The sequence below is a fragment of the Pseudoalteromonas sp. 1181_04 genome, assembly GCF_052850545.1.
This window is the reverse complement of record NZ_VXCS01000033.1, coordinates 23,560-43,850: the sequence shown is the minus strand read 5'-3', so window position 1 is coordinate 43,850 and position 20,291 is coordinate 23,560. Positions and strand designations below refer to the sequence as shown.

Here is a 20,291-nt window from a genome sequence, read left to right as displayed (position 1 = left end):
TTACACCCGGGCGTGTTGCCACAATATCAAGGTGGCACACAATATCAGCCCTTTTAAAACAACAATTACCCAGCTCATCACGCTCTTCACAACCAGGTATCTTATAGGTAAAGCCAACTAACTGTTTTTTTCTGTCAAAATATATTTGCTTTTTAGGGAGGTAACTCTCTGTTAGTGGTAATAAGTTAAGAAAAAACAGGTTCCAAGAAAAAGTAAGTGCGGGCACCCACCAATGATAAGGTTCATCCGAATATGTCATCACAATACAAGATAGTAATAGTAACAAACTTAAAACAAAGCCGATTATGATTGGGCCAAACAATATAACTCTAATTGGGCTATTTCCGCACATTTCTACTTTATATCGTTCAGGATGTTTTTGTATTTCTTTTTGCTTTCTTGCAGGTAAATTATATAAATAGCATAAGCCTTTGAATTTATCCTTGAGGCTATTTAATCTCTCAGGGTAAAAAAAGCGATTAAATCGCGTTTTTTTACTCATGATATCAACGGCTAGGTAGTCATTATTTTGCATTTAATATCCTTATTGTTTAATCAACCTTGGCACTTTAAAGTGCCTCAGTTTGAATTCCTTTTCTGATTGTTAACGTATCATGGACTCTGAAACTTAAGCCGTTTCACGGAAAGCCGATAAAAAGCTGAAGCGCAAGGTGCTTAGCTTTATATTTCCACGTTAATTGTTCTATGCGCTCAGGCTCTGCTTTCCAATGCTGCCAAGGTTTGATTATTTCTTCCTGCTCTCTACCTTTAAGCCAATCGAAAGGAAATGCTTCACTCAGAATTTCCTCTTCAATTTCTAATTGCTGCGAAAACGAAAATGAGGACCAAAACTCATCAGGCCGATTATTCCTCTTATCAAATTCAGCTGTAATGGGGTCTAAATGGCGGTGTCGTTCATATACCGGCACATCGGGCAATGGCTGACTTAAATCCATAAAGCGCACATAACACTCCCATAATAAATAACAATGGACAGGGTTAGCTGAAAGCTCTACAACTGAACCAGTTACTATTGTTTTAGGGTACTTCTCTTGGTCTATGTGGCTAATTTCTGGAAAGTAATTCATTACACCCGGCGCGCCCATTTTCGAGGTTAACCTGCAAACAATCTCTTCCCATTTAAAGCAACAGTTACCTAAGTCATCTCGTTGTTCACAACCTGGTATATCAAAAGTAAACCCGACCGTTTGGTTTTGCCTGTCAAGGTACATCATCTTATCAGGTATATACCTAGCCGTTATTGGTAGTAAATTTAAGAAGAATAAGTTCCAGCAAAAGGTAAGGACTACCAGCCACCAAGGAAATGGCTCTTCAGAATACGTTGCGACAACACAGGCAATTAGTAATAGTAAACTCAATACAGCACCAATGGCCATTGGACCAAATAATATGGCTTTTATAGGGTTATTGCCACAAGGCGCTATTTTATATTGCTCTTTTTTATTCGCGTAAATGCGCCTATCTTGATTTAGCCAACGTCGGAAAAAACATAATCCTCTAAATTCGCTTCCTTCATTTATTATTCGGTGCGCTTCAAAAAAACGATTAAACTTCGTTTTCTTTTGCATGATTCCAACACCAAAGTAATTATTCTTTTGCATCAGGTTCCTTTGCTTTAATAAACCTAGGCAGCATATACCACCTAGGTTTGAATTCCTTTTCTGATTGTTAAAGAGCGTTTGGCCTGTAAATCTATTTTTAAATAACTTTAATCACAAAAGTAAAATATTGAGCTCGTACGCACGTTTTATGTTTTTCTCTAACAATACTGGGTCATCACTAAAGGGGGCAATAACATAATTAACTTCATCCCTCGGGTATTCTTCTGTTGCATCACGATTTTCGTGATAAACATACTTATAGTTATTTTTTATGACAGGATCGAGCGGATACTTATCCATATAGGGACCAATTTTATCACCTCTCCATGTAACACTATTTCCCTTATTTAAATGGTGTTGAACAGACTGTAACAACCCAAAAGGGATTGGTTTATTTTTATCCATAAATTCTGTTAATAATGTCCACGATTGACAAGCCCCATCGTAACTATCAGCAAACGCGACTATGTATTGGCAATCCCTTTTACCATGCTTAGGGTATTTTTTTGGGATTAAACTTGTAACAGGCATGCCTCTTCCCAAGCTAAAGCCTAACGAGCCTCGATACATCTCAACTTCTTCAAATGGGATCACAAGTTCTGGGTTGCCACCAAACGCAGGGAAATTTACATTGCCGGTTTTTCGGTCAAACACGACTAATTTACCTCGCGGTACTCTCGCTTTACGGTGGTAAATAAAAGCAATGATTAATAATAAAACTTGCCCCAGGATAAACAAAGGGTCAAAAAGCAATGAGTCTAATAGGTGTTGTAAACTTTTCGCTTTAAATAACCCAAGTACTTGCATTATTGTCAAGATTCCAAAAAATGTTAACATCAATGCTACAGTCGCTTTTTGGAAGATACCCCTCATGCTTGATATTAATAATATGCCGTAATAACGACCATCAGTTGAATATATATCGTTTACTCCTAGCAAGTTGTCATAATCGACTTCCACTTTTCGGTAATACTTCCCCATGTCAGTTGGTTTTTTAGGAGGGCGTAATGCTGATACTTGTTCGGTGTTTATCATAATGTTACTCAAATCCTAATTCCTTTTTTAGCGCATAATTCCATAGTGATAAATTCACTTCAGTTGTGAGCCATTTATTTGGTTTTTCAAGTTCGCCACGAGAAATTTAAGATGACACCGATCTTAATTATTCAGGCTGAATGTTGGTTTATTTTTCAATTTGCGCGGCGTAAAGCCGCGCCTACGCAAATTTAAATGGCTGTTTTCTTCACCGTTTATTATGTCGCCATGTTAGCCAGCAACGTGCCAATAAACCTAGGCAGCACTTACACCGCCTAGGTTTGAATTCCTTTTCTGATTGTTAAAGAGCGTTTGGCCTGTAAATCTATTTTTAAATAACTTTAATCACAAAAGTAAAATATTGAGCTCGTACGCACGCTTTATGTTTTCCTCTAGCAATACGGGGTCATCACTAAAGGGAGCAATAACATAATTAACCTCATCCCTCGGGTATTCTTTTTCGCCATCAATATCAGTATGAAAAACATATTTATAGTTATTTTTTATGTCGGGATCGAGGGGGTAATTTTCCATATAGGGGCCAATTTTATCGCCCTTCCAAACTGTGCTATATCCTTTGTCGAGGTAATCCTGAACAGACTGCAGTAGCCCAAAAGGGATTGGTTTATTTTTATCCATAAACTCCGTTAATAATGTCCACGATTGACAAGCCCCATCGTAGCTATCAGCAAACGCGACTATGTATTGGCAATCCCTTTTACCATGCTTAGGGTATTTTTTAGGGATTAAACTTGTAACAGGCATGCCTCTTCCCAAACTAAAGCCTAACGAGCCTCGATACATCTCAACTTCTTCAAATGGTATAACTAGTTCTGGGTTGCCACCAAACGCAGGGAAATTTACATTGCCGGTTTTTCGATCAAACACGACTAATTTACCTCGAGGGATCCTCGCTTTACGGTGATAAATAAAAGCAATAATTAATAACAAGACTTGCCCTAGGATAAACAAAGGGTGTAAAAAATGTGCACCTAAAAACTGCTCCATACTGGCAGCTTTAAATAAAGTCGTAATTTGCATAAAAATTGAAACACCAAAAAAAACTAATGCCGTAAAAACGGTAGCAGTTTGGAAGATATCCCTCATACTTGATATTAATAATACGCCGTAATAACGACCATCAGTTGAATATATATCGTTTACTCCTAACAAGTTGTCATAATTGACTTCCACTTTTCGGTAGTGCTTTCCCATGTCAGTTGGTTTTTTAGGGGGGCGTAATTCAGATACTTGCTCGGTGTTTATCATATTGTTACTCAAGTCCTAATTCTTCTTTTAGCGCATAATTCCATAGTGATAAATTCACTTCGGTTGTGAGCCATTTATTTGGTATTTCAAGCTCGCCGTACTCATCGCGTTTTGATACTGGTAATATAAACTTATTATCTTCAAAGGCTGTGCTCACTGACGCACCTTTACCTTTCGGATACGTTTTAACACGTAGTCTAAACGTGATTCTGGTTGTGTTGAGCGCTTTAAATATGGCGGCGCAGTTATACTGATTTACATCGAGCCGTACACCTTGCCCACTTGATAAATCAGTCACTAAAAAATTAAGATGGGTGTCATTGTTATTCCTTAACGTATCATGGACTCTGAAACTTAAGCCGTTTCACGGAAAGCCGATAAAAAGTTGAACTAGTAAACGCTTTACTTTATATTTCCACGTTAATTGCTCTATGCGCTCAGGCTCTGCTTTCCAATGCTGCCAAGGTTTCGTTATTTCGTCATTGGCTTTACCTTTTAGCCAATCAAATGGAAAAGCATCTTCTAAAATTTCGTCCCTAATTTCAATTTGCTGTTCAATTGAGAAGTCTACCCAAAAGTCTGAAGGACGATTATTATTTTTATCAAACTCTGCTGTAATTGGATCTAAATGTCGGTGTTGTTCATATACCGGCACATCGGGCAATGGCTTACTTAAATCCATAAAGCGCACATAACACTCCCATAATAAATAACAATGGACAGGGTTAGCTGAAAGCTCTACAACTGAACCGGTTACTATTGTTTTAGGGTACTTTTCTTGGTCTATATGACTAATTTCTGGAAAGTAATTCATTACACCCGGCGCGCCCATTTTCGAGGTTAGCCTGCAAACAATCTCTTCCCATTTAAAGCAACAGTTACCTAAGTCATCTCGTTGTTCACAACCTGGTATATCAAAAGTAAACCCGACCGTTTGGTTTTGCCTGTCAAGATACATCATCTTATCAGGTATATACCTAGCAGTTATTGGTAGTAAATTTAAGAAGAATAAGTTCCAGCAAAAGGTAAGGACTACCAGCCACCAAGGAAATGGCTCTTCAGAATACGTTGCGACAACACAGGCTATTAGTAACAATAAGCTTAATACAGCCCCGATAGCCATTGGTCCAAATAATATGGCTTTTATAGGATTATTGCCACAAGGGACAAGTTTGTATTTTTCGCGCTGATTTTCATATAACTTGTTCGTATCAAGCCAATCATATAAAAAGCACAGGCCTTTAAATTCGTGATATATATTTTTTATACTACGATATTCAAAAAAACGATTAAACTTCGTTTTCTTTGGCATTATTCCAACACCAAAGTAATTATTGTTTTGCATCAGGTTCCTTATGCAATTGCTAAATCAGGTGAGGCATTTTCAATTGGCTTTTCAAACGCATCAAAATCGGAAGTTTAAGATGACACCTATCTTAATTATTCAGAGTGAGTGTCGTTTTTATTGTTCAATTTGCGCGGCGTAAAGCCGCGCCTACGCAAATTTAAATGACTGTTTATTATGTCGTCATGTAACAGAGTCACCTAGGCGGCACTTGTGCCACCTAGGTTTGAATTCCTTTTCTGATTGTTAAAGAGCATTTGGCCTGTGGCCTGTAAATCTATTTTTAAATAACTTTAATCACAAAAGTAAAATATTGAGCTCGTACGCGCGTTTTATGTTTTTCTCTAGCAATACTGGGTCATCACTAAAGGGGGCAATAACATAATTAACTTCATCCCTCGGGTATTCTTTTTCGTCATCAATATCCGTATGAAATACATATTTATAGTTATTTTTTATCTCGGGATCGAGGGGGTAATTATCCATATAGGGGCCAATTTTATCGCCCTTCCAAACTGTGCTGCACCCTTTATCTAAATAATATTGAACTGAAGGTAACATTGCGTAAGGGATAGGTTTATTTTTATCCATATATTCATTTAATAACGTCCATAAATTACAGGCTTGATCGTAACTATCAGCAAACGCGACTATGTATTGGCAATCCCTTTTACCATGTTTAGGGTATTTTTTAGGGATTAAACTTGTAACAGGCATGCCTCTTCCCAAACTAAAGCCTAACGAGCCTCGATACATCTCAACTTCTTCAAATGGGATCACAAGTTCTGGGTTGCCACCAAACGCAGGGAAATTTACATTGCCGGTTTTTCGGTCAAAAACAACGGAGGTGGCTCTGGGGATTTTTGCTTTACGGTGGTAAATAAAAGCAATTATTAATAATAAAACTTGCCCCAGGATAAACAAAGGGTCAAAAAGAAATGAGTCTAATAGGTGTTGTAAACTTTTAGCTTTAAATAACCCAAGTACTTGCATTATAGCTCCAATCGCAAAGAAGGTTAATGCTTGCCAAGAATAAGAACTATCATCCGTATCCGTCATACTTCCCATTAATAATAACCCGTAATAACGGCCATCAGCGCCAACCTCATCTTTTTCTCCTAACAGGTTGTCATAATTGATTTCCACTTTTCGGTAGTATTTTCCCATGTCAGTTGGTTTTTTCGGAGCGCGTAATTCTGATATTTGTTCGGTGTTTATCATAATGTTACTCAAATCCTAATTCTTTTTTTAGCGCATAATTCCATAGTGATAAATTCACTTCGGTTGTAAGCCATTTATTTGGTTTTTCAAGCTCGCCGTACTCATCGCGTTTTGATACTGGTAATATAAATTTATTATCCTCAAAGGCAGTGCTCACTGACGCCCCTTTGCCCTTAGGATACGTTTTCACTCGCAGTCTAAATGTAACTCTGGTTGTGTTGAGCGCTTTAAATATGGCGGCGCAGTTATACTGATTTAAATCAAGTCGTACACCTTGCCCACTTGATAAATCAGTCACTAAAAAATTAAGATGGTGTCATTGTTATTCCATTTCTAAAGTACGCGTATTTTAAGGTGGCTGTCTTCTTAATTTTCCATCAGGAAAAATAACAACGCCACTACTAACAGAAGCTGCAAACTAAACCTAAAGCAATTAAATGCATCACTTTAGGTTCAATTTTTTAAATTTTTAAAGAGCGATTTAGCTTTTAATTACCACACTTCCTGACGGTTAACTTGGCAATCTGCTGGGTCTAAATAGGGTTTTAACTCCTCAGGAAATCCGTGTTTTTCTGTTATATCTTTATCTATTTTGAAGTAGTGCTCTATTGATTGATATAAGTGTGTACCAAGCGGGATTGATGTATCCATAAAGGTCATGGCTGTTGCATATTGCAGCGAATCCCACTGACGATTAAAACCACCTACGTAAAATGTCGGTTTAGTGAGTCTATAATGCTTAGGGTACTTTAATGGCACCATGAGAGACACAAACACGCGTGAACCACCACGGGCTGAGCCTACATTGCGCTCATTTGCACCAAAACAAACAATGTCTTCGTAAGGTAAATAAAACGGTTTTCTAAACAAAGTATGAGGGGTTTTTACAAGCCCTGTATGGCGATTAAAATAAAAATTATCTCGGTGCGATAATATGGCGCGGTGTTTTAAAGTGAAAAAACCCAAACCAAAGAGCGTCACATAGATTGAAGCCATCACCCAGAAATATTCAAACCCGTTCATAAAAATCGCAAAAATATGAAATAAGAAAGTCAATAAAGCCAGGCTCGTACAACCAAAGCCAAGAATAGTAAATAAGTTTGACCATCCTCCAAACCATGAAATAGCAAGTTGTTGCCCATCTCCGCGAACCCAGTGCCCCTCAAGCGTTGAGCCACTATCTGGGGATGAAAGCTTTGCTGTATATTCATCAGTGAAACGCTTACTTTTAAATGTGCGGGTTTTAAACCCGCAGCCATTGAGTGCTTCGGCTTTTCTTAGTCGCGTCTCATAACTGTCTTTATGCAAATAATCTCTAGACAGTTGCTCTCTGTAGGTTTGTCTATCATCAAAGTATTTGCTTCTGTTTTCGGCTCTCCTTTTATTTTCTGCAGCTTTTTCGGGGTTATTTTTTCTAAACTCTTCTAATCGCACCACTGCTTCTTCATCTAACGCCAGTTGTTTGATGGTTTTGTCTTTTGATCTGGTAGGGTCTCGATTTGGGTTTTCAGCGCACCACTGGTTAATCGCGTTAACACGGTTTTCTCTTTTTATTTTTTCTCGTTCTTCGTGAGTTAAACCGTCTTTTTGTTCAGCAAAATAGCGCTCAAGATCCTCATCACTAATAAGGTTATCAAGTAAGTCATCAAGTTCGCTTGATTTCTCTGAGCTTTTATCATCACTACTCATTGTTACTCCTTTATTTGCTGTACTTCTTGTAAATTTTTTATAACTTAGCTTTTTATAACTTAACAATGGCTTGGCTGATTACTTGGCCAACGAAATTAAGATGACACCCATCTTAACTATTCAGAGTGAATATCGTTTTTATTCTTCAATTTGCGCGGCGTAAAGCCCCGCCTACGCAAATTTAAACAGCTATATTACATCGCCTGTAGGCGGCAGTTTACCTCGTGCATGGTTTGATTTTTTTCTACCTTATGACTAAGATGCGCGTATTTAAAGTGGCTCTCTTCTTAATTTCCTTTTTACTTCCTTAGTCGTCAGTGTGCCAATAAACCTAGATGGGTGCATAACCCCTAGGCTTGAATTCCATTTTTAATTTTTATCAGAATCCTAGTTGCATGCTATACATAAAATCATCTTTTAAGGTATTCCCATAAACAACTGCAGTGCTAAGCGCTTTGCTTTGTATTTCCATGTTAGTTTTTCGATACGCTCAGGCTCACCTTTAAAATGCAGCCAAGGTTTGGTTATTTCTTCGTTCGGTGTCGCTCTGAGCCAATTAAAATGCGCAGCCTCTTTATTAAATTTCTGCCAAATTTCGACTTGTTGAGCAAGCGAAAAATCGCTCCAAAAATTATTGGGTCTGTCATTTTGCTTATCAAATTCAGCGGTGAGTTCATCAAGGTGGCGGCAGTTTTCATACTCAGGCACATCAGGCAGTGGTTGGTTGTTATCCATAAACCGCACTACTCGTTCCCAATATAAATAGCAGTTCATCGGGTTATTTGAGTTATCAGGCACTTGAACAGCTATTTTAGTCTCAGGGTATTTATCCTCATCAATATGACTAATAAAAGGCACAAACCCCATTACACCCGGGCGTGTTGCCACTATATCAAGGTGGCATACAATATCAGCCCATTTAAAACAACAATTACCCAGCTCATCACGCTCTTCACAACCAGGTATCTTATAGGTAAAGCCGACTAACTGTTTTTTTCTGTCAAAATATATTTGCTTTTTAGGGAGGTAACTCTCTGTTATTGGTAATAAATTAAGAAAAAACAGGTTCCAAGAAAAAGTAAGTGCGGGCACCCACCAATGGTAAGGTTCATCCGAATATGTCATCACAATACAAGATAAAAAGAATATAAAGCTCAGAACACCACCAATAGCCATAGGACCAAAAAGCAAAGCTCTAGCAGCACTATTCCCGCACATTTCTATTTTATATCGCTCTGGGTGTTTTTGAATTGCTTTTTGCTTTCTTGCAGGTAAACCATATAAATAGCATAAACCTTTGAATTTACTCTTAAGGCTATTTAATCTCTCAGGGTAAAAAAAACAATTAAATCGCGTTTTTTTAGGCATGATATCAACGGCTAGGTAGTCATTATTTTGCATTACTTTCCTTATGCAATTGCTAATTCAAGTGAGGCATTTTCAATTGGCTTTTCAAACGCATCAAAATCTATCGGTAAAGTTAGACTTTCGTTGTAAATAAGTGTTGATGTTATTTCAACATCAAACACACTAATGTTCGGTGATTCAATTTCAAACTCATAGGTGGCTGCATTTAAGCTAAGGCTATTTTCATCAAATTCAGATAAATACTCTTTAGTGCCTTCAACCCAGCTTGAATTTCTATAAACATTTAACGTTGTTGGATGCCGCCATGAGTATTTTACATCTAAAAGCAACTCGGATTTCCCGACTATGAACATTGGTAATTCAACTTTTACTGTATGGTAATTGCGACTATCAAAAAAAGTAGGAGTATTAACAGTCACCTTAGGCGAGAATAATACGCTTTGGATATATTTAAAATATTGGTTTGGATCTGAGAAAGTATTGTAAATGGCTTCGTCTTCTCCAGCAAATACGCCTCGCTTATTTTTGGCAAACGGGCCAAACTTTGCCCATATTTCTAGCTTGCTATCGGTTAACCACACAGCAAGTAAACCAAATACGATAGAGCCTAATAATAATGCCCACCCCCATGGTCCAAGACTTGCGAATAGTATAGAGCAAATTAAGATGACACCCATCTTAACTATTCAAACTGAATGTCGTTTTTATTGTTCAATTTGCGCGGCGTAAAGCCGCGCCTACGCAAATTTAAATGGCTGTTTTCTTCACCGTTTATTATGTCGCCATGTTAGCCAGCAACGTGCCAATAAACCTAGACAGCATTTATGCTGCCTAGGTTTGAATTCCTTTTCTGATTGTTAAAGAGCAATAACTTTTAAACACCCGCAATAATTTGCATTGCAAGGGTTTTCATCAGGCGTTTCCAGTATGGGGTGTTGTCTGGTTGGTTTAGGCTTTCATCTATTGGCCACTTTTCCCATGGTTTGGTGATTTCTTTATTTGCCCAGCGTTTAGGATTGGTGATGGCGCCGTCAAAATTAAAGCGGTAAATATCATCATCAAGTTCTTCTTCTATTTGCTTCATCTGCTTGTAGCTCATTAAACGCCAGTACTTTTCAGGGCGGTTATTTTGCTTATCAAAGTCGTGTGTTATCGGGTCAAGGTGACGAAATGGCTCTATTTCGGGTGAATCAACGAGCGGTTTGGTTAAATCCATAAAGCGCACAACGCGCTCCCATGTGTATTTGCAGTAGTTTGGGTTTTGTGGGTTGTCTTTTACGCGTATTTCACTAAATGCACCATGGTGGTTTTCGTAATCTTTATGGGCAATATACATTGCATGGGTTACACCATGGCCCTGTGAGTGGTTGGCTTTAGAATAAAACGCTTCTATATCCTCAAACGGAAATGTCGAATGGCCGTGCTCATTTTTTTCGGCATTATCAACCGACCACGTAAAGTTCACTGTTTGGTTTTGACGGTCAAAATATACTTCACGTTTAGGTAGAATATAACGCGCTAATATAGGGCTGAAGTTTAAGAAAAAAAGATTAAAACCGATTGCAGGTAATACAAACCAAAATGGAAAGTCTTCTGGTGTTGATGTAAATTGTGAATAAAACCATACCCCAAAAAATATAACTGAGACAATTGAACCTGTTACTCCCAAAAGAATAGGTCCCAATACTAACCCTAACGTCCAATCTGCTGCATTATGAAAACCCAAGTAGCGGCCTTCATTATCCAAGCTTTGAGGCTGTACTTTTTTATTATCCTCTTTTTCTAATAAAAATCGGACAATCATTAACCCTTTAGGTGAACTATATTCATACTTTTTTGAGGAAATATAGTGTTTAAAGTTCTGAGAGTTCTCTATTGCTCTTGCATTTAGTTTTGCAAATTTATATGAAATTGACATGAATATCCTTTTGCCCACTCAAGCAGCTATTTACTGCTTGAGCTAAATCCTATTTATTTCTTTGTTTAACTACAAATCAATCATTAAAAATGAAGTGAATTTTTGCCACAACGTTTTGCCAAATTTAATCTCGCTTTCAGCTTTTATATTATCCGCATATTTCCATGGGAACTTAAATATATCCGGCGGTGTTAGCTTTCTGATAGGTTTACCCGTCAATAAGTTATTGAGCTGTTCTTCATCATTAAATCCTTTTAAAAGCTCATCATCGGCTTTAGACATTTCTTTTAAAAATGATTTGTCAACGCGATACCAAAAATACTTAGGGCGGCCATTGGCTCTATCAAATTCAGCGGTGGTTTTATCAAACTCACGGTAATATTCAAATTGCGGAATATCGGCTAATGGTTGAGTAACATCCATAAAGTTTTGTAGTAATTCCCAATGGATTAATGAAGGAGCAACCTGATTAGCATACGTTTTTTCATATCTCATACTTTTTTTAAAATGTAAAAGCGTAAAACCTCTATTTGGGAAGCCACTATTAGGATTATGGGCCACTTTGTAATGCGCATTGAATTCTTCAAATGGTAATTCGTCTAAGCTCTTTGCGTCACTTGTAGGAATTGCCATTTTTCCTGTTACCCGATTAAATATAACAGCCAGATTGTACTTTTTTCTTATAAATGGCCAAATAATGAAATTTAATGATTTTGAAACTACTAAATAACAAAATAACATAGTAACAATATCTCCAGCCAAACTAACCGAACCTAGTAACAATGCAAATAGAGGAATAAGAAAAGCTGATAACAAGGCTATAAAATGTAATAAGACCCATGAAAATATTATCAAGTCAATTATATTGGATGGATTCGTTGATAGAGCTAATGTTAAGTTACTTGTCTTTGCACAAAAAATAGAACGATACTTTTCATACCTACCATTTAGGTTGTTTTTATAAAAGTTTTTTTGACTACTGTCATAACAATGCCCATACACTTTCCCTCTTGGGTATATTGCTTGCTTACTCTGATAACGGCAATACATAGAGTCACGTTCATCTTTAGCTATTTCATTTCTAAACCTTTCATTTTGCGTACCTTTATAAGCTGCTAAATCATACTGCTCAAGCATATTCTATTTCCTTTATTATCCATGCCTTATCGGGCACTTCGCCGTCGTCCCATTCATTTCGCTCATCAATGTCCACATAAGGCAGGGTCACATGTTTATCTAAGCGATATTGTACTTTTACTTGCCAATCGACTTCAAAGTGTTTTGGCCACATTGATAATATCGGTATGGTATATTTGAACCCAGTGATGGCACCGGATTCAGTATTCTCTTTTTGGATTATTTGCCAATTTTTATGATCGTGACGGAATTCCTGCTCAAAGTGTAAAACTCCCTCATCTTCTATCTGGTAAACTTGAACGAAAACCTCTGATTGCCCTAAAGCAAAATTTGGTGTGTCTATATCAATAGTTAATTGGCAATGGGTACCGGTGAGTTTTTTTAGACCTAATGTGACACTTGGGTTCATCAGTGTACCTACTAATGCGGCGTAACACTCTTTTGGTTGATCAAGCCATTTTTTATAACTACCGCTACAACGGTCATCTGCGTCTTTTGCAAATGGGCCATTTTTAGTCCAAGTTTCTAATTCATTATCGGTGACTAATATAGCAATAATTGCAATGATCAAACCGACTGCGATTATTGCCCACCCTAAAGGTGTAGTAAATAAAGCAGCACCAAGATATATAAAACCAGCTACAGCGACAGCTCCACTTAATGCATGAAAAAATGCTGCATCCATATCATTTTTCTGCGAAGATTTGTATACATCCAAAACCGTAATAGCCAATGTTAAGATTAGACCAACAGAGCCTATTATTTTTGTAACTTGTACTGATTTAATAATTAGATCGATTTCTGTCTTTAAGAAACTAGACAATCTTGGAATCTTAAATGAAGCAGCTTCAACTGAAAGAGTAGCTAGACTGAAAATAACATTCAATGAATCGGCTAGAAACTTAGCATCTACCTTGTCTCCTGCCTTAAATTTTTTAATCATTTCATTAGCATTAAACATTTCAAATGCTAACATCACCATTGGTAAGTTGTGCTCTAAAATTTTCGTGCCTTTGAGCTTAACAGTATCCACAGCTCCTAGTTTAAAGTCTGGGTTATCATAATAGAGCGCATACCTGTTGGCTTTAGGTACTACTACTAACTCACCCTCGATCGAATCATACCTACCGATTAAGTCATTATAGTCAGTCCAGTTTTTAGGGTTAAAATAACCTTTGTTGCTGCCAAATGCTTTAGGGTCTTCAGCTGCGATTACATTTTCTTTACTATCGTAAATAGTTACTGCATTTGGTGGCGGATTTTTCACGCTTTCACGTAGCATTGCACGCCTTTGCTGCCTGTTTTTTTGCGTACGCTTATAGTTCGTAATGCCAATTACTGATGGGTTATCACCTAATACAGCACCAGCTTGTTTAACATGTATATCTGCAAAGTCACTAATTCCAAGCGCTTTATTATAAGAGACCATCAAGTTTCTAATTTTTACAGTGTGCGGTTTTAAAACGCCGTTTTGATATTGACTCGCAACTCGCCCCCATGCGGCAGTTAAATAGCCCACCGCATCTTTAGCTTTACCAAAAAACTCTTTTAAACCTTTATTAGCTAATAAGCTGTCTTGCTCTTGTTTTTCTTCTATCAACTTTTTATGAATGCGCTTAAACTCTTCAAATCTAAATTTAGCTTCGCCGTTATTTTTTTCTTCCGGCAAGGTGTTTAATACAACACTCCCCGGCTGATTTATATCGAAGTGACCTTCTGGGATCATAAAGCAGTCAGATAACCAATTGCCTTGCTCAAACGTTGCTTTTAAAAAGCTTTCTATTGCACTTGTGGCTTTATTTATATTCTTTTTACGCTCGTTTTCAGCAGGTAACTTTTCTTTCCAAGGCCTGAATACACCAGTTGAAACATCGTCGATACTCAGTATATTTAATACATTAGTAATAAAATTAAAGCCAAATAAATAATCTACATTTTCAAGGGCTACCCAATCATTCATTACTGGAGCTAAACCAATATAATCACTTTGCTTAGACGTTAAAGGTGAGTCGTTATTTAAGTCTTGTAAAAAATCAACAAACTCTTTTTGTGCTATTGGTAACTCCTTTAAATATTTCTCTAATTTGTCATTTGACAAGTATTGCTCTAGATATTCTTTGTCTAGATGCTTTGCTCCACTACGTAAAAACTTTGCACCAGAACTTAAGTCTGCATATCCCTCTTTTTTGGTTTTTATAGGAGTCATCGAAGTTCGATGTGGGAATATATAATGATCGCGCATCACTTTTTCATGCAAATCATCATTTAGCATCGCTTGATAAGCCAACACACCTGAATCATAATGTTTCTTATCTGTTAGCTTTTTATTCTCAAGCTGTAGCTGTAAAAAAATCACTTGGCACTTATTTAACAGAGAAAGCGCTATGCCACCTGGGTCATGTATTGTAATTTGCCCTTCACGCTCTGCTACTGCTAAATCAATTTGTTGACAGCGAGCGTTTCGTAATGAATCAGCTAATCCCTGGTCTTCAACATGTGTAGGTGAAGTGGCGTTAGCACTTTTTTGTCTTGGATCATCTTTGTACAGTCCGCCGAGGCTCACAATATACTGCCATGACCATTGGGCGATGGAAAAAGCAACTTGTACCGTGGGGTCACTAAGTGAACCTGGCTCACAGTTTAAACCATTTGTTTTCTTAGGCAGCAAGATTGTTTGGGTAACTAAACCCGAATATGAACGCTCGTTTTTGCCAAATTCAGTTGCCAAATCAACTTCAGATAAACAACCATTGTCAACAGCTGCAATTTCACGCCATAAATAACCATTAACGAATATATAGTAAAAGCCGTTTAAGTTACTAACAGGTCGTTCGTCTTCTCCTAACACTTGAAATTGCGCAGGTTTAGCTTTGTTTTTATCAAGGGACGCCTCGGTAAAAACGGTTGGTTTTACCGAAATAAATTGCGCTTTATTGTCATCACTTGGCGGATTATCTAAAGTATAAGGTTGTGTATAGCCGAAAGGTATATATGAACTCCCACATTCACCCTTTATCTCCGAATCTAATTTAATTAATCCCATATTAAGCACCTGCTGTAAAATTAATTGACGCGTTTTTGCCACTGATATTTTGCTTATCTGCGATTGGCACTTTTTGCTCACTTGCACCTTGAGTCGCTTTTATTGCACCAAGCGATGCATCGTTACTATCAACACCTTTGACTAAAATACTCGCTCCATGTGTTGTTTCTGCATCACTCAAACTATCCCTCACTTGCACACTCAATCCCCTTGGTGCGGGGCCGCCGGATTGCATAAGTGGCGCAGGTGGGGTGTTTTTAGAATTAGAGATCATCGGGTCACCTTGGCGTACAGCGGGTTTACCTTCAATTAATACATTAAACGAGCCCATGATAAATTCAGCTTCACCGTCGTTTTTCTTACTCGCGACGCCTTTTTTATCACCAGGGGAGTCACCTGAGCTTTGTGAAAAAGTGCTATTTATATTAGCGGCGCCATTGCCATTGACTTTTACTGAGCTGGCAACATCTGTAACGTCACTTGATTGCGCTTTATTTGCGTATGGAATTGGTACAACGCTAGTCCCAATTGTGGTTAAGCAGACATCCACCGTCATAAGTTTACCGCCACTATCTTGATGTACAGCGGTGCGACCATTTATCAGCACATTTTGCCCCGATACAGCTTGTACTTGTGGTGCTTGTGAAGCTGTATCTTTAATAAGCTGCTCTTGGTTACCGGCTTGCCAACCTAAATGCGTTGATACTAAATCTAAGAATGCTTGCGCGTTACTAACGGGTTTATTTACATCCATATTAGTTTGCGGTTCATTCCATGGCAGCCTTGGTTCGTTTTTTTGGCTATCCCATTGTGGCGGTGGAATAATATAATCAGGTATAAAAATATTTACCATTTCACCGAGGGTTTTCTCGCGGTATTTTGGCCTGGCAATCTCAGCTAAAAAGGCGGCGTCACCACTGGCTTTATCTTCAAAAATAGCGATACCGTTAGCTTTACCTAGCGCACCATTACTGCGGGCGCTATTGTTAAGCCCTAGCAATGTTGAGTTGTTATGTCGCCATGTTACTGAGCCACCGGTGCGCACATCAGCGCTTAGCGCATCAATATCATATTGTACGCTGCCTGTTTGTTTGCCTGCTGCGGCGTTAATATAAGGCATTATTTTTCACTCCTTGAAATTTTGACTAGCTGCTCATTAGGTGCATTAAAAATAGCAAATACTTGCTCAAGTGAGCGCGTAAGCGGGTTGCATAAATAGCTTTGTGCTAGTGTAAGTGCCGCTAATGAGTTTGCATTACCTTGATGGCCTATCGTCGTTGCTAACTCTGCACACTCAATGAGCGGCTGGCTTTTTTTGTACAATTTTTGTGTGTAAGCAAACCATTTTTTTTGCCAAGTCAGTGATTGTTCGCCCGCAAATAAATAACGGTCTTGGCTGGTGCAATTGGCCTGCGCTAATTGAGCCGTCATTTGGCCGTCATATAATTGCGCGGTAAGCTTGCCTTGCGGGTGTATTAACAGTGCATATCCACCTTCGCCATATATAACGCCCGGTGGGCCGTTTAATACTTGCACGGTGCAGCGTTTAGCTTTTTCACTCACATATTGATAGCTATTACATGAATCCACAGCGATTACTAAGGTGTCGTTGTTTATGGTGGTTAAGTCACATGTTGGCATCTGTGAATAGGCGGGTATTTGTTCTGCAATACACTCTTGGAGTAGCTCAGCGAGTGTTTCATCGCTTATCAGTGGCTGTTTAATTTCATCAACGGGCAGTAAAAATACAATTTGGCTAATGCGGTTTGTTTGCCTTAACGTAGCTATATCAACTTGCTCAAGTAGGTGCGAGAGCATTAATAAACAGCGCGTGACTCTATCGAGTTGCGCAAGTTCGTCTATTTCAACAAAAATATACGGCGCATCTAAACTAATATCACATCGAATTAATGCTTTACTTGGTTTAGAAAAAAGCATTTTATTAGCCACTGCAGTATACAAGCTGCTTGATGTACAGCCGGCAGCATTAATATGATAAAGACTGTCAAAAGTAAGTTGTTTCATATTAATTTTCTTTACCGCTATTTTGTTCTGAGGCAACGAGTATTTGACTATTTTCGCCTACTTTTTCAAGACTAATATGACCGCGCCAAAGCAGAGAAAAGCACTGGGCGTCGGAATCAATTACTAAGGTGTCGCAGCGCATGGTTAGCCGCTCGCGGGCTAGTGTATTTACCACTTCCACAATAGGTTTTTGGTACGGCAGTTCTATACGTTGTTGTTGTCCGTATTGTTGTAATGGATAAAGCCCTGTTAACTGACACGCCCAGCCTTTGCCAAACTCGGCTGCAACTTGCTGATCAATGGGCGCTGTGTTGTATAAATCTTTTGGCTGTGTTGTTTTAAACGGGTAGTCTCCCGCCATAAGTGCTGTTTCGTCTATTTCTGGTAAGCGTTCAACTCGTGGCGACCAATGGCTTGGTATGGCCGAAAAGCTTGCGACCGGTGTGCTGTGGCTAGGTTTTCTAAGTAATGAGTTAGCGTATTCAACACTGGGTAACTGCTGGCCAACCGCGTGCTTATTTTTAAGTTTAAAACCACGGCCGATTGGGTTTTCTAAGAACGTGTTGCTCTCGTTATTTAGCTCTTTGCCACCAAAAGCCTGCATATAATTGAGTGCCACTGGGGTAATAATATCTGGATCTGTAGCGACTGGTCCAAGCAACGAGCGTCGCCAATAACGCGCTCCGGTTACACGTAAACGCTTTTTAAACAAAGGTTGCGAAGGCGAATCAAGGCCCAGCTCAACCTCAATAACGCGCGCGTCTTTTCCTTTTGGCGGATAAGCAGTGCAATTACCATATACTTCAAAGCCATACTTAAAAGCCACCTGCTCGTTTACTTCACAAATCGGTGAGCTATTAGGATCGCCTTGGTAATCATCAGCAATAACAATCTCAGGGCCTGGTTCAATCGCGGTCACGTTGCCTTGTTCATCAAACTCAAAGCTTTGTTTAACCACCACTACTTGACCTTCAGTACTGTCTTCTAACCAGCCGCTAAACGTGCTGGCTTGCCAAGGAGAAAGATTATGAAGCATGAACGTTCTCCACTTTTTCACTTAACAGTAATTGCCACTGCGATGCACTTTGCTGGACATGAAATAAACCACATGCACTTGTTAAATCAAAATGTGGGGCAATAACACGTTGTACTAAAGAGCCTGCTAATTTAGCGAGTTTTTGTGCGCTATTGGCTTTGGTAAAACTAATGCCCATTAAAAGTTGCTCACCTGCTTGCATTGCAAACGCTTGCCTTACGTGCTCGGCATCATCAAGGTTAATGCCGCTTTGCGGTTTTACTGCATTGTTATCACTGACGACTGACATTTTTTCAGCTTTGGCAAGCGGCCTATCTGTTAATGTGAGCCACGCTGCATAAGCACTTGGTTGTGTTACTGCGATGGTCATTAAATCCATCACTAATGGCAGCGCTTGTTTATAAACAAAATGACTTAATACAAACGAGCAGTGCTCTGGATTTGCTTTGCAAAATAATGCACAGGGTTCGTACCAACGCGTGTCATTAAGTAAACCCGCTAAAGCGAGTAATTGTGCTTTTTGCTGTTCATCTGCGGTTTTTGCAAACACTTTAAATAGCTTATCGCTTACATCGTCATGCCCTGCACAATAACTATTTACTAACGCAGCAAAGGCAATCTCAAAATCTTTGTGTAATACCGCTGCGAGTAATTCACTGGTTGTAAGAGGTTGTGAAAATAATAAGGTTTTAACCACGTTTTGGGGTTTTTCTTTACCTTCAAGTACACTGGTGCGTAGCGCTTTTAAATCGTTAAGCTGCCAATGCTTTAAATTATGTTGAAGTAATTCACACTGCGCTAATTGCTCACTGCCTCTTAAGCTATGAAAGTAGGCAGTAAAGTCATCAATAGCAGTAATGAATAAATCAGCCGCTATTAAACGATATACTTCACTATGTTCGCTATTTTGCTGTGCAAGTTCACACAAAGCCTGCCATGTTAACTCGCTTACTTGGGTTAAGTTTTGCGCTGAAAAATAATCTGTTGGCGCTTCGCCTGCCAACTCACTTAAGGTATATAAATGATTGAGCATTTGCGTGTCGATCACGCTAAAACGTGCCAGCGAAAACGCCCCTTGCTGCAACAGCTTTTGCCGGTGCTTTAACAAGGTGGTGAGGCGCTGATTATGAAGTTTTACTTTATATACAGGTGCGAACATAGTGCTAATTAAGCCTAATTGGCCAGCCAGCCAAGGTAAGGTCTTGCTCGCTGTTTGCTGTAATATCTTGCCCTTCAAGCACGATAGTGCCGTCTGCATATACCTCAACACTACCCTTGGCCGTTTGTAGGCTTACACTTTGCTGGGCTTCAATAACGATATGCCCTTGCGAATTATTAATTTGCGCGGCAGGTGCTTGATCCGCTTGCGCTAAGAGCGCCGTTACAATAAAGCCTTGTGCGCTATGTACAAGTAATACATTAGCCCCTACTTCTGCGATGCTGACATGTGCGCCTTGCGCAATAACTTGATGTTCAACATTATTAATTAATACCGCTTTTACACGGCCAAAACTGTCGACACGACTCACACACGCTAAATGTTGATCGTGATTGAATATACTTTGGATCTGAGCGCTCATAAT

At 38.8% G+C, this 20,291-nt stretch carries 18 protein-coding genes and 1 pseudogene; all 19 read right to left on the bottom strand.

Annotation, left to right across the window (positions count from 1 at the left end; all coding sequences use genetic code 11):
- Positions 1-535: pseudogene (locus tag FW757_RS20800) on the bottom strand (hypothetical protein); the annotation flags it as partial.
- 103 nt (positions 536-638) lie between these two features.
- Positions 639-1,622 carry a hypothetical protein gene (locus tag FW757_RS20795; RefSeq protein ID WP_182785434.1) on the bottom strand — a complete coding sequence of 328 codons (984 nt, stop codon included), beginning with the start codon at positions 1,620-1,622 and terminating at the stop codon, positions 639-641.
- A gap of 111 nt (positions 1,623-1,733) precedes the next feature.
- A complete protein-coding gene (locus tag FW757_RS20790; RefSeq protein WP_446441651.1) occupies positions 1,734-2,669 on the bottom strand; it encodes a hypothetical protein in 936 nt (311 codons plus the stop codon).
- A 333-nt stretch (positions 2,670-3,002) separates the two neighbouring features.
- Positions 3,003-3,926 (bottom strand): hypothetical protein, encoded by a 924-nt coding sequence (locus FW757_RS20785; protein WP_446441650.1) that lies wholly within the window; start codon positions 3,924-3,926, stop codon positions 3,003-3,005.
- A 4-nt stretch (positions 3,927-3,930) separates the two neighbouring features.
- Positions 3,931-4,083 carry a hypothetical protein gene (locus tag FW757_RS20780; protein WP_182740950.1) on the bottom strand — a complete coding sequence of 51 codons (153 nt, stop codon included), beginning with the start codon at positions 4,081-4,083 and terminating at the stop codon, positions 3,931-3,933.
- Positions 4,084-4,290: 207 nt separating this feature from the next.
- On the bottom strand, positions 4,291-5,271 hold the full coding sequence (locus FW757_RS20775; RefSeq protein ID WP_446441649.1) for a hypothetical protein: 981 nt from the start codon (positions 5,269-5,271) through the stop codon (positions 4,291-4,293).
- Positions 5,272-5,568: 297 nt separating this feature from the next.
- Complete coding sequence (locus tag FW757_RS20770) at positions 5,569-6,492, bottom strand: hypothetical protein (RefSeq protein WP_446441648.1); 924 nt, start codon at positions 6,490-6,492, stop codon at positions 5,569-5,571.
- 4 nt (positions 6,493-6,496) lie between these two features.
- A complete protein-coding gene (locus tag FW757_RS20765; RefSeq protein ID WP_182719760.1) occupies positions 6,497-6,649 on the bottom strand; it encodes a hypothetical protein in 153 nt (50 codons plus the stop codon).
- Positions 6,650-6,984: 335 nt separating this feature from the next.
- A complete protein-coding gene (locus FW757_RS20760; RefSeq protein WP_446441647.1) occupies positions 6,985-8,181 on the bottom strand; it encodes a hypothetical protein in 1,197 nt (398 codons plus the stop codon).
- A gap of 417 nt (positions 8,182-8,598) precedes the next feature.
- Complete coding sequence (locus tag FW757_RS20755; RefSeq protein WP_446441646.1) at positions 8,599-9,582, bottom strand: hypothetical protein; 984 nt, start codon at positions 9,580-9,582, stop codon at positions 8,599-8,601.
- 8 nt (positions 9,583-9,590) lie between these two features.
- Positions 9,591-10,226, bottom strand: a complete 636-nt coding sequence (locus FW757_RS20750) for a hypothetical protein (protein ID WP_259399479.1) — start codon at positions 10,224-10,226, stop codon at positions 9,591-9,593.
- A 197-nt stretch (positions 10,227-10,423) separates the two neighbouring features.
- Positions 10,424-11,467, bottom strand: coding sequence for a hypothetical protein (locus FW757_RS20745; protein WP_446441645.1), 1,044 nt, complete (start codon positions 11,465-11,467; stop codon positions 10,424-10,426).
- A gap of 69 nt (positions 11,468-11,536) precedes the next feature.
- Positions 11,537-12,604, bottom strand: a complete 1,068-nt coding sequence (locus FW757_RS20740) for a hypothetical protein (RefSeq protein WP_446441644.1) — start codon at positions 12,602-12,604, stop codon at positions 11,537-11,539.
- A complete protein-coding gene (locus tag FW757_RS20735) occupies positions 12,597-15,647 on the bottom strand; it encodes a hypothetical protein (protein WP_182795001.1) in 3,051 nt (1,016 codons plus the stop codon). The genes FW757_RS20740 and FW757_RS20735 overlap by 8 nt, the downstream gene beginning before the upstream one ends.
- A gap of 1 nt (position 15,648) precedes the next feature.
- Positions 15,649-16,767: a DUF4150 domain-containing protein gene (locus FW757_RS20730; protein WP_182759388.1), complete on the bottom strand. Its 1,119-nt coding sequence runs from the start codon at positions 16,765-16,767 to the stop codon at positions 15,649-15,651.
- Complete coding sequence (locus FW757_RS20725) at positions 16,767-17,672, bottom strand: hypothetical protein (RefSeq protein ID WP_446441643.1); 906 nt, start codon at positions 17,670-17,672, stop codon at positions 16,767-16,769. Before FW757_RS20725 ends, FW757_RS20730 begins: the two co-directional genes overlap by 1 nt.
- Position 17,673: 1 nt before the next feature.
- Positions 17,674-18,708 carry a DUF2169 family type VI secretion system accessory protein gene (locus tag FW757_RS20720; RefSeq protein ID WP_446441642.1) on the bottom strand — a complete coding sequence of 345 codons (1,035 nt, stop codon included), beginning with the start codon at positions 18,706-18,708 and terminating at the stop codon, positions 17,674-17,676.
- The gene (locus FW757_RS20715; RefSeq protein WP_145242475.1) at positions 18,698-19,867 is read right to left on the bottom strand and encodes a hypothetical protein; all 1,170 of its coding nucleotides are present in this window, start codon (positions 19,865-19,867) and stop codon (positions 18,698-18,700) included. Before FW757_RS20715 ends, FW757_RS20720 begins: the two co-directional genes overlap by 11 nt.
- 4 nt (positions 19,868-19,871) lie before the next feature.
- Positions 19,872-20,288 (bottom strand): hypothetical protein, encoded by a 417-nt coding sequence (locus tag FW757_RS20710; protein WP_182719402.1) that lies wholly within the window; start codon positions 20,286-20,288, stop codon positions 19,872-19,874.
- Between the last annotated feature and the right edge of the window lie 3 nt (positions 20,289-20,291).

Excerpts from the sequence above, each read along its gene's own strand:
- FW757_RS20785 (WP_446441650.1), bottom strand. The coding sequence starts at position 3,926 with ATGATAAACACCGAGCAAGTATCTGAATTACGCCCCCCTAAAAAACCA.
- FW757_RS20755 (WP_446441646.1), bottom strand. The coding sequence starts at position 9,582 with ATGCAAAATAATGACTACCTAGCCGTTGATATCATGCCTAAAAAAACG.
- FW757_RS20725 (WP_446441643.1), bottom strand. The coding sequence starts at position 17,672 with ATGAAACAACTTACTTTTGACAGTCTTTATCATATTAATGCTGCCGGC.
- FW757_RS20740 (WP_446441644.1), bottom strand. The coding sequence starts at position 12,604 with ATGCTTGAGCAGTATGATTTAGCAGCTTATAAAGGTACGCAAAATGAA.
- FW757_RS20795 (WP_182785434.1), bottom strand. The coding sequence starts at position 1,622 with ATGCAAAAGAATAATTACTTTGGTGTTGGAATCATGCAAAAGAAAACG.
- FW757_RS20750 (WP_259399479.1), bottom strand. The coding sequence starts at position 10,226 with ATGGGTGTCATCTTAATTTGCTCTATACTATTCGCAAGTCTTGGACCA.
- FW757_RS20730 (WP_182759388.1), bottom strand. The coding sequence starts at position 16,767 with ATGCCTTATATTAACGCCGCAGCAGGCAAACAAACAGGCAGCGTACAA.
- FW757_RS20720 (WP_446441642.1), bottom strand. The coding sequence starts at position 18,708 with ATGCTTCATAATCTTTCTCCTTGGCAAGCCAGCACGTTTAGCGGCTGG.
- FW757_RS20715 (WP_145242475.1), bottom strand. The coding sequence starts at position 19,867 with ATGTTCGCACCTGTATATAAAGTAAAACTTCATAATCAGCGCCTCACC.
- FW757_RS20710 (WP_182719402.1), bottom strand. The coding sequence starts at position 20,288 with ATGAGCGCTCAGATCCAAAGTATATTCAATCACGATCAACATTTAGCG.
- FW757_RS20735 (WP_182795001.1), bottom strand. The coding sequence starts at position 15,647 with ATGGGATTAATTAAATTAGATTCGGAGATAAAGGGTGAATGTGGGAGT.
- FW757_RS20775 (WP_446441649.1), bottom strand. The coding sequence starts at position 5,271 with ATGCAAAACAATAATTACTTTGGTGTTGGAATAATGCCAAAGAAAACG.
- FW757_RS20760 (WP_446441647.1), bottom strand. The coding sequence starts at position 8,181 with ATGAGTAGTGATGATAAAAGCTCAGAGAAATCAAGCGAACTTGATGAC.
- FW757_RS20770 (WP_446441648.1), bottom strand. The coding sequence starts at position 6,492 with ATGATAAACACCGAACAAATATCAGAATTACGCGCTCCGAAAAAACCA.
- FW757_RS20745 (WP_446441645.1), bottom strand. The coding sequence starts at position 11,467 with ATGTCAATTTCATATAAATTTGCAAAACTAAATGCAAGAGCAATAGAG.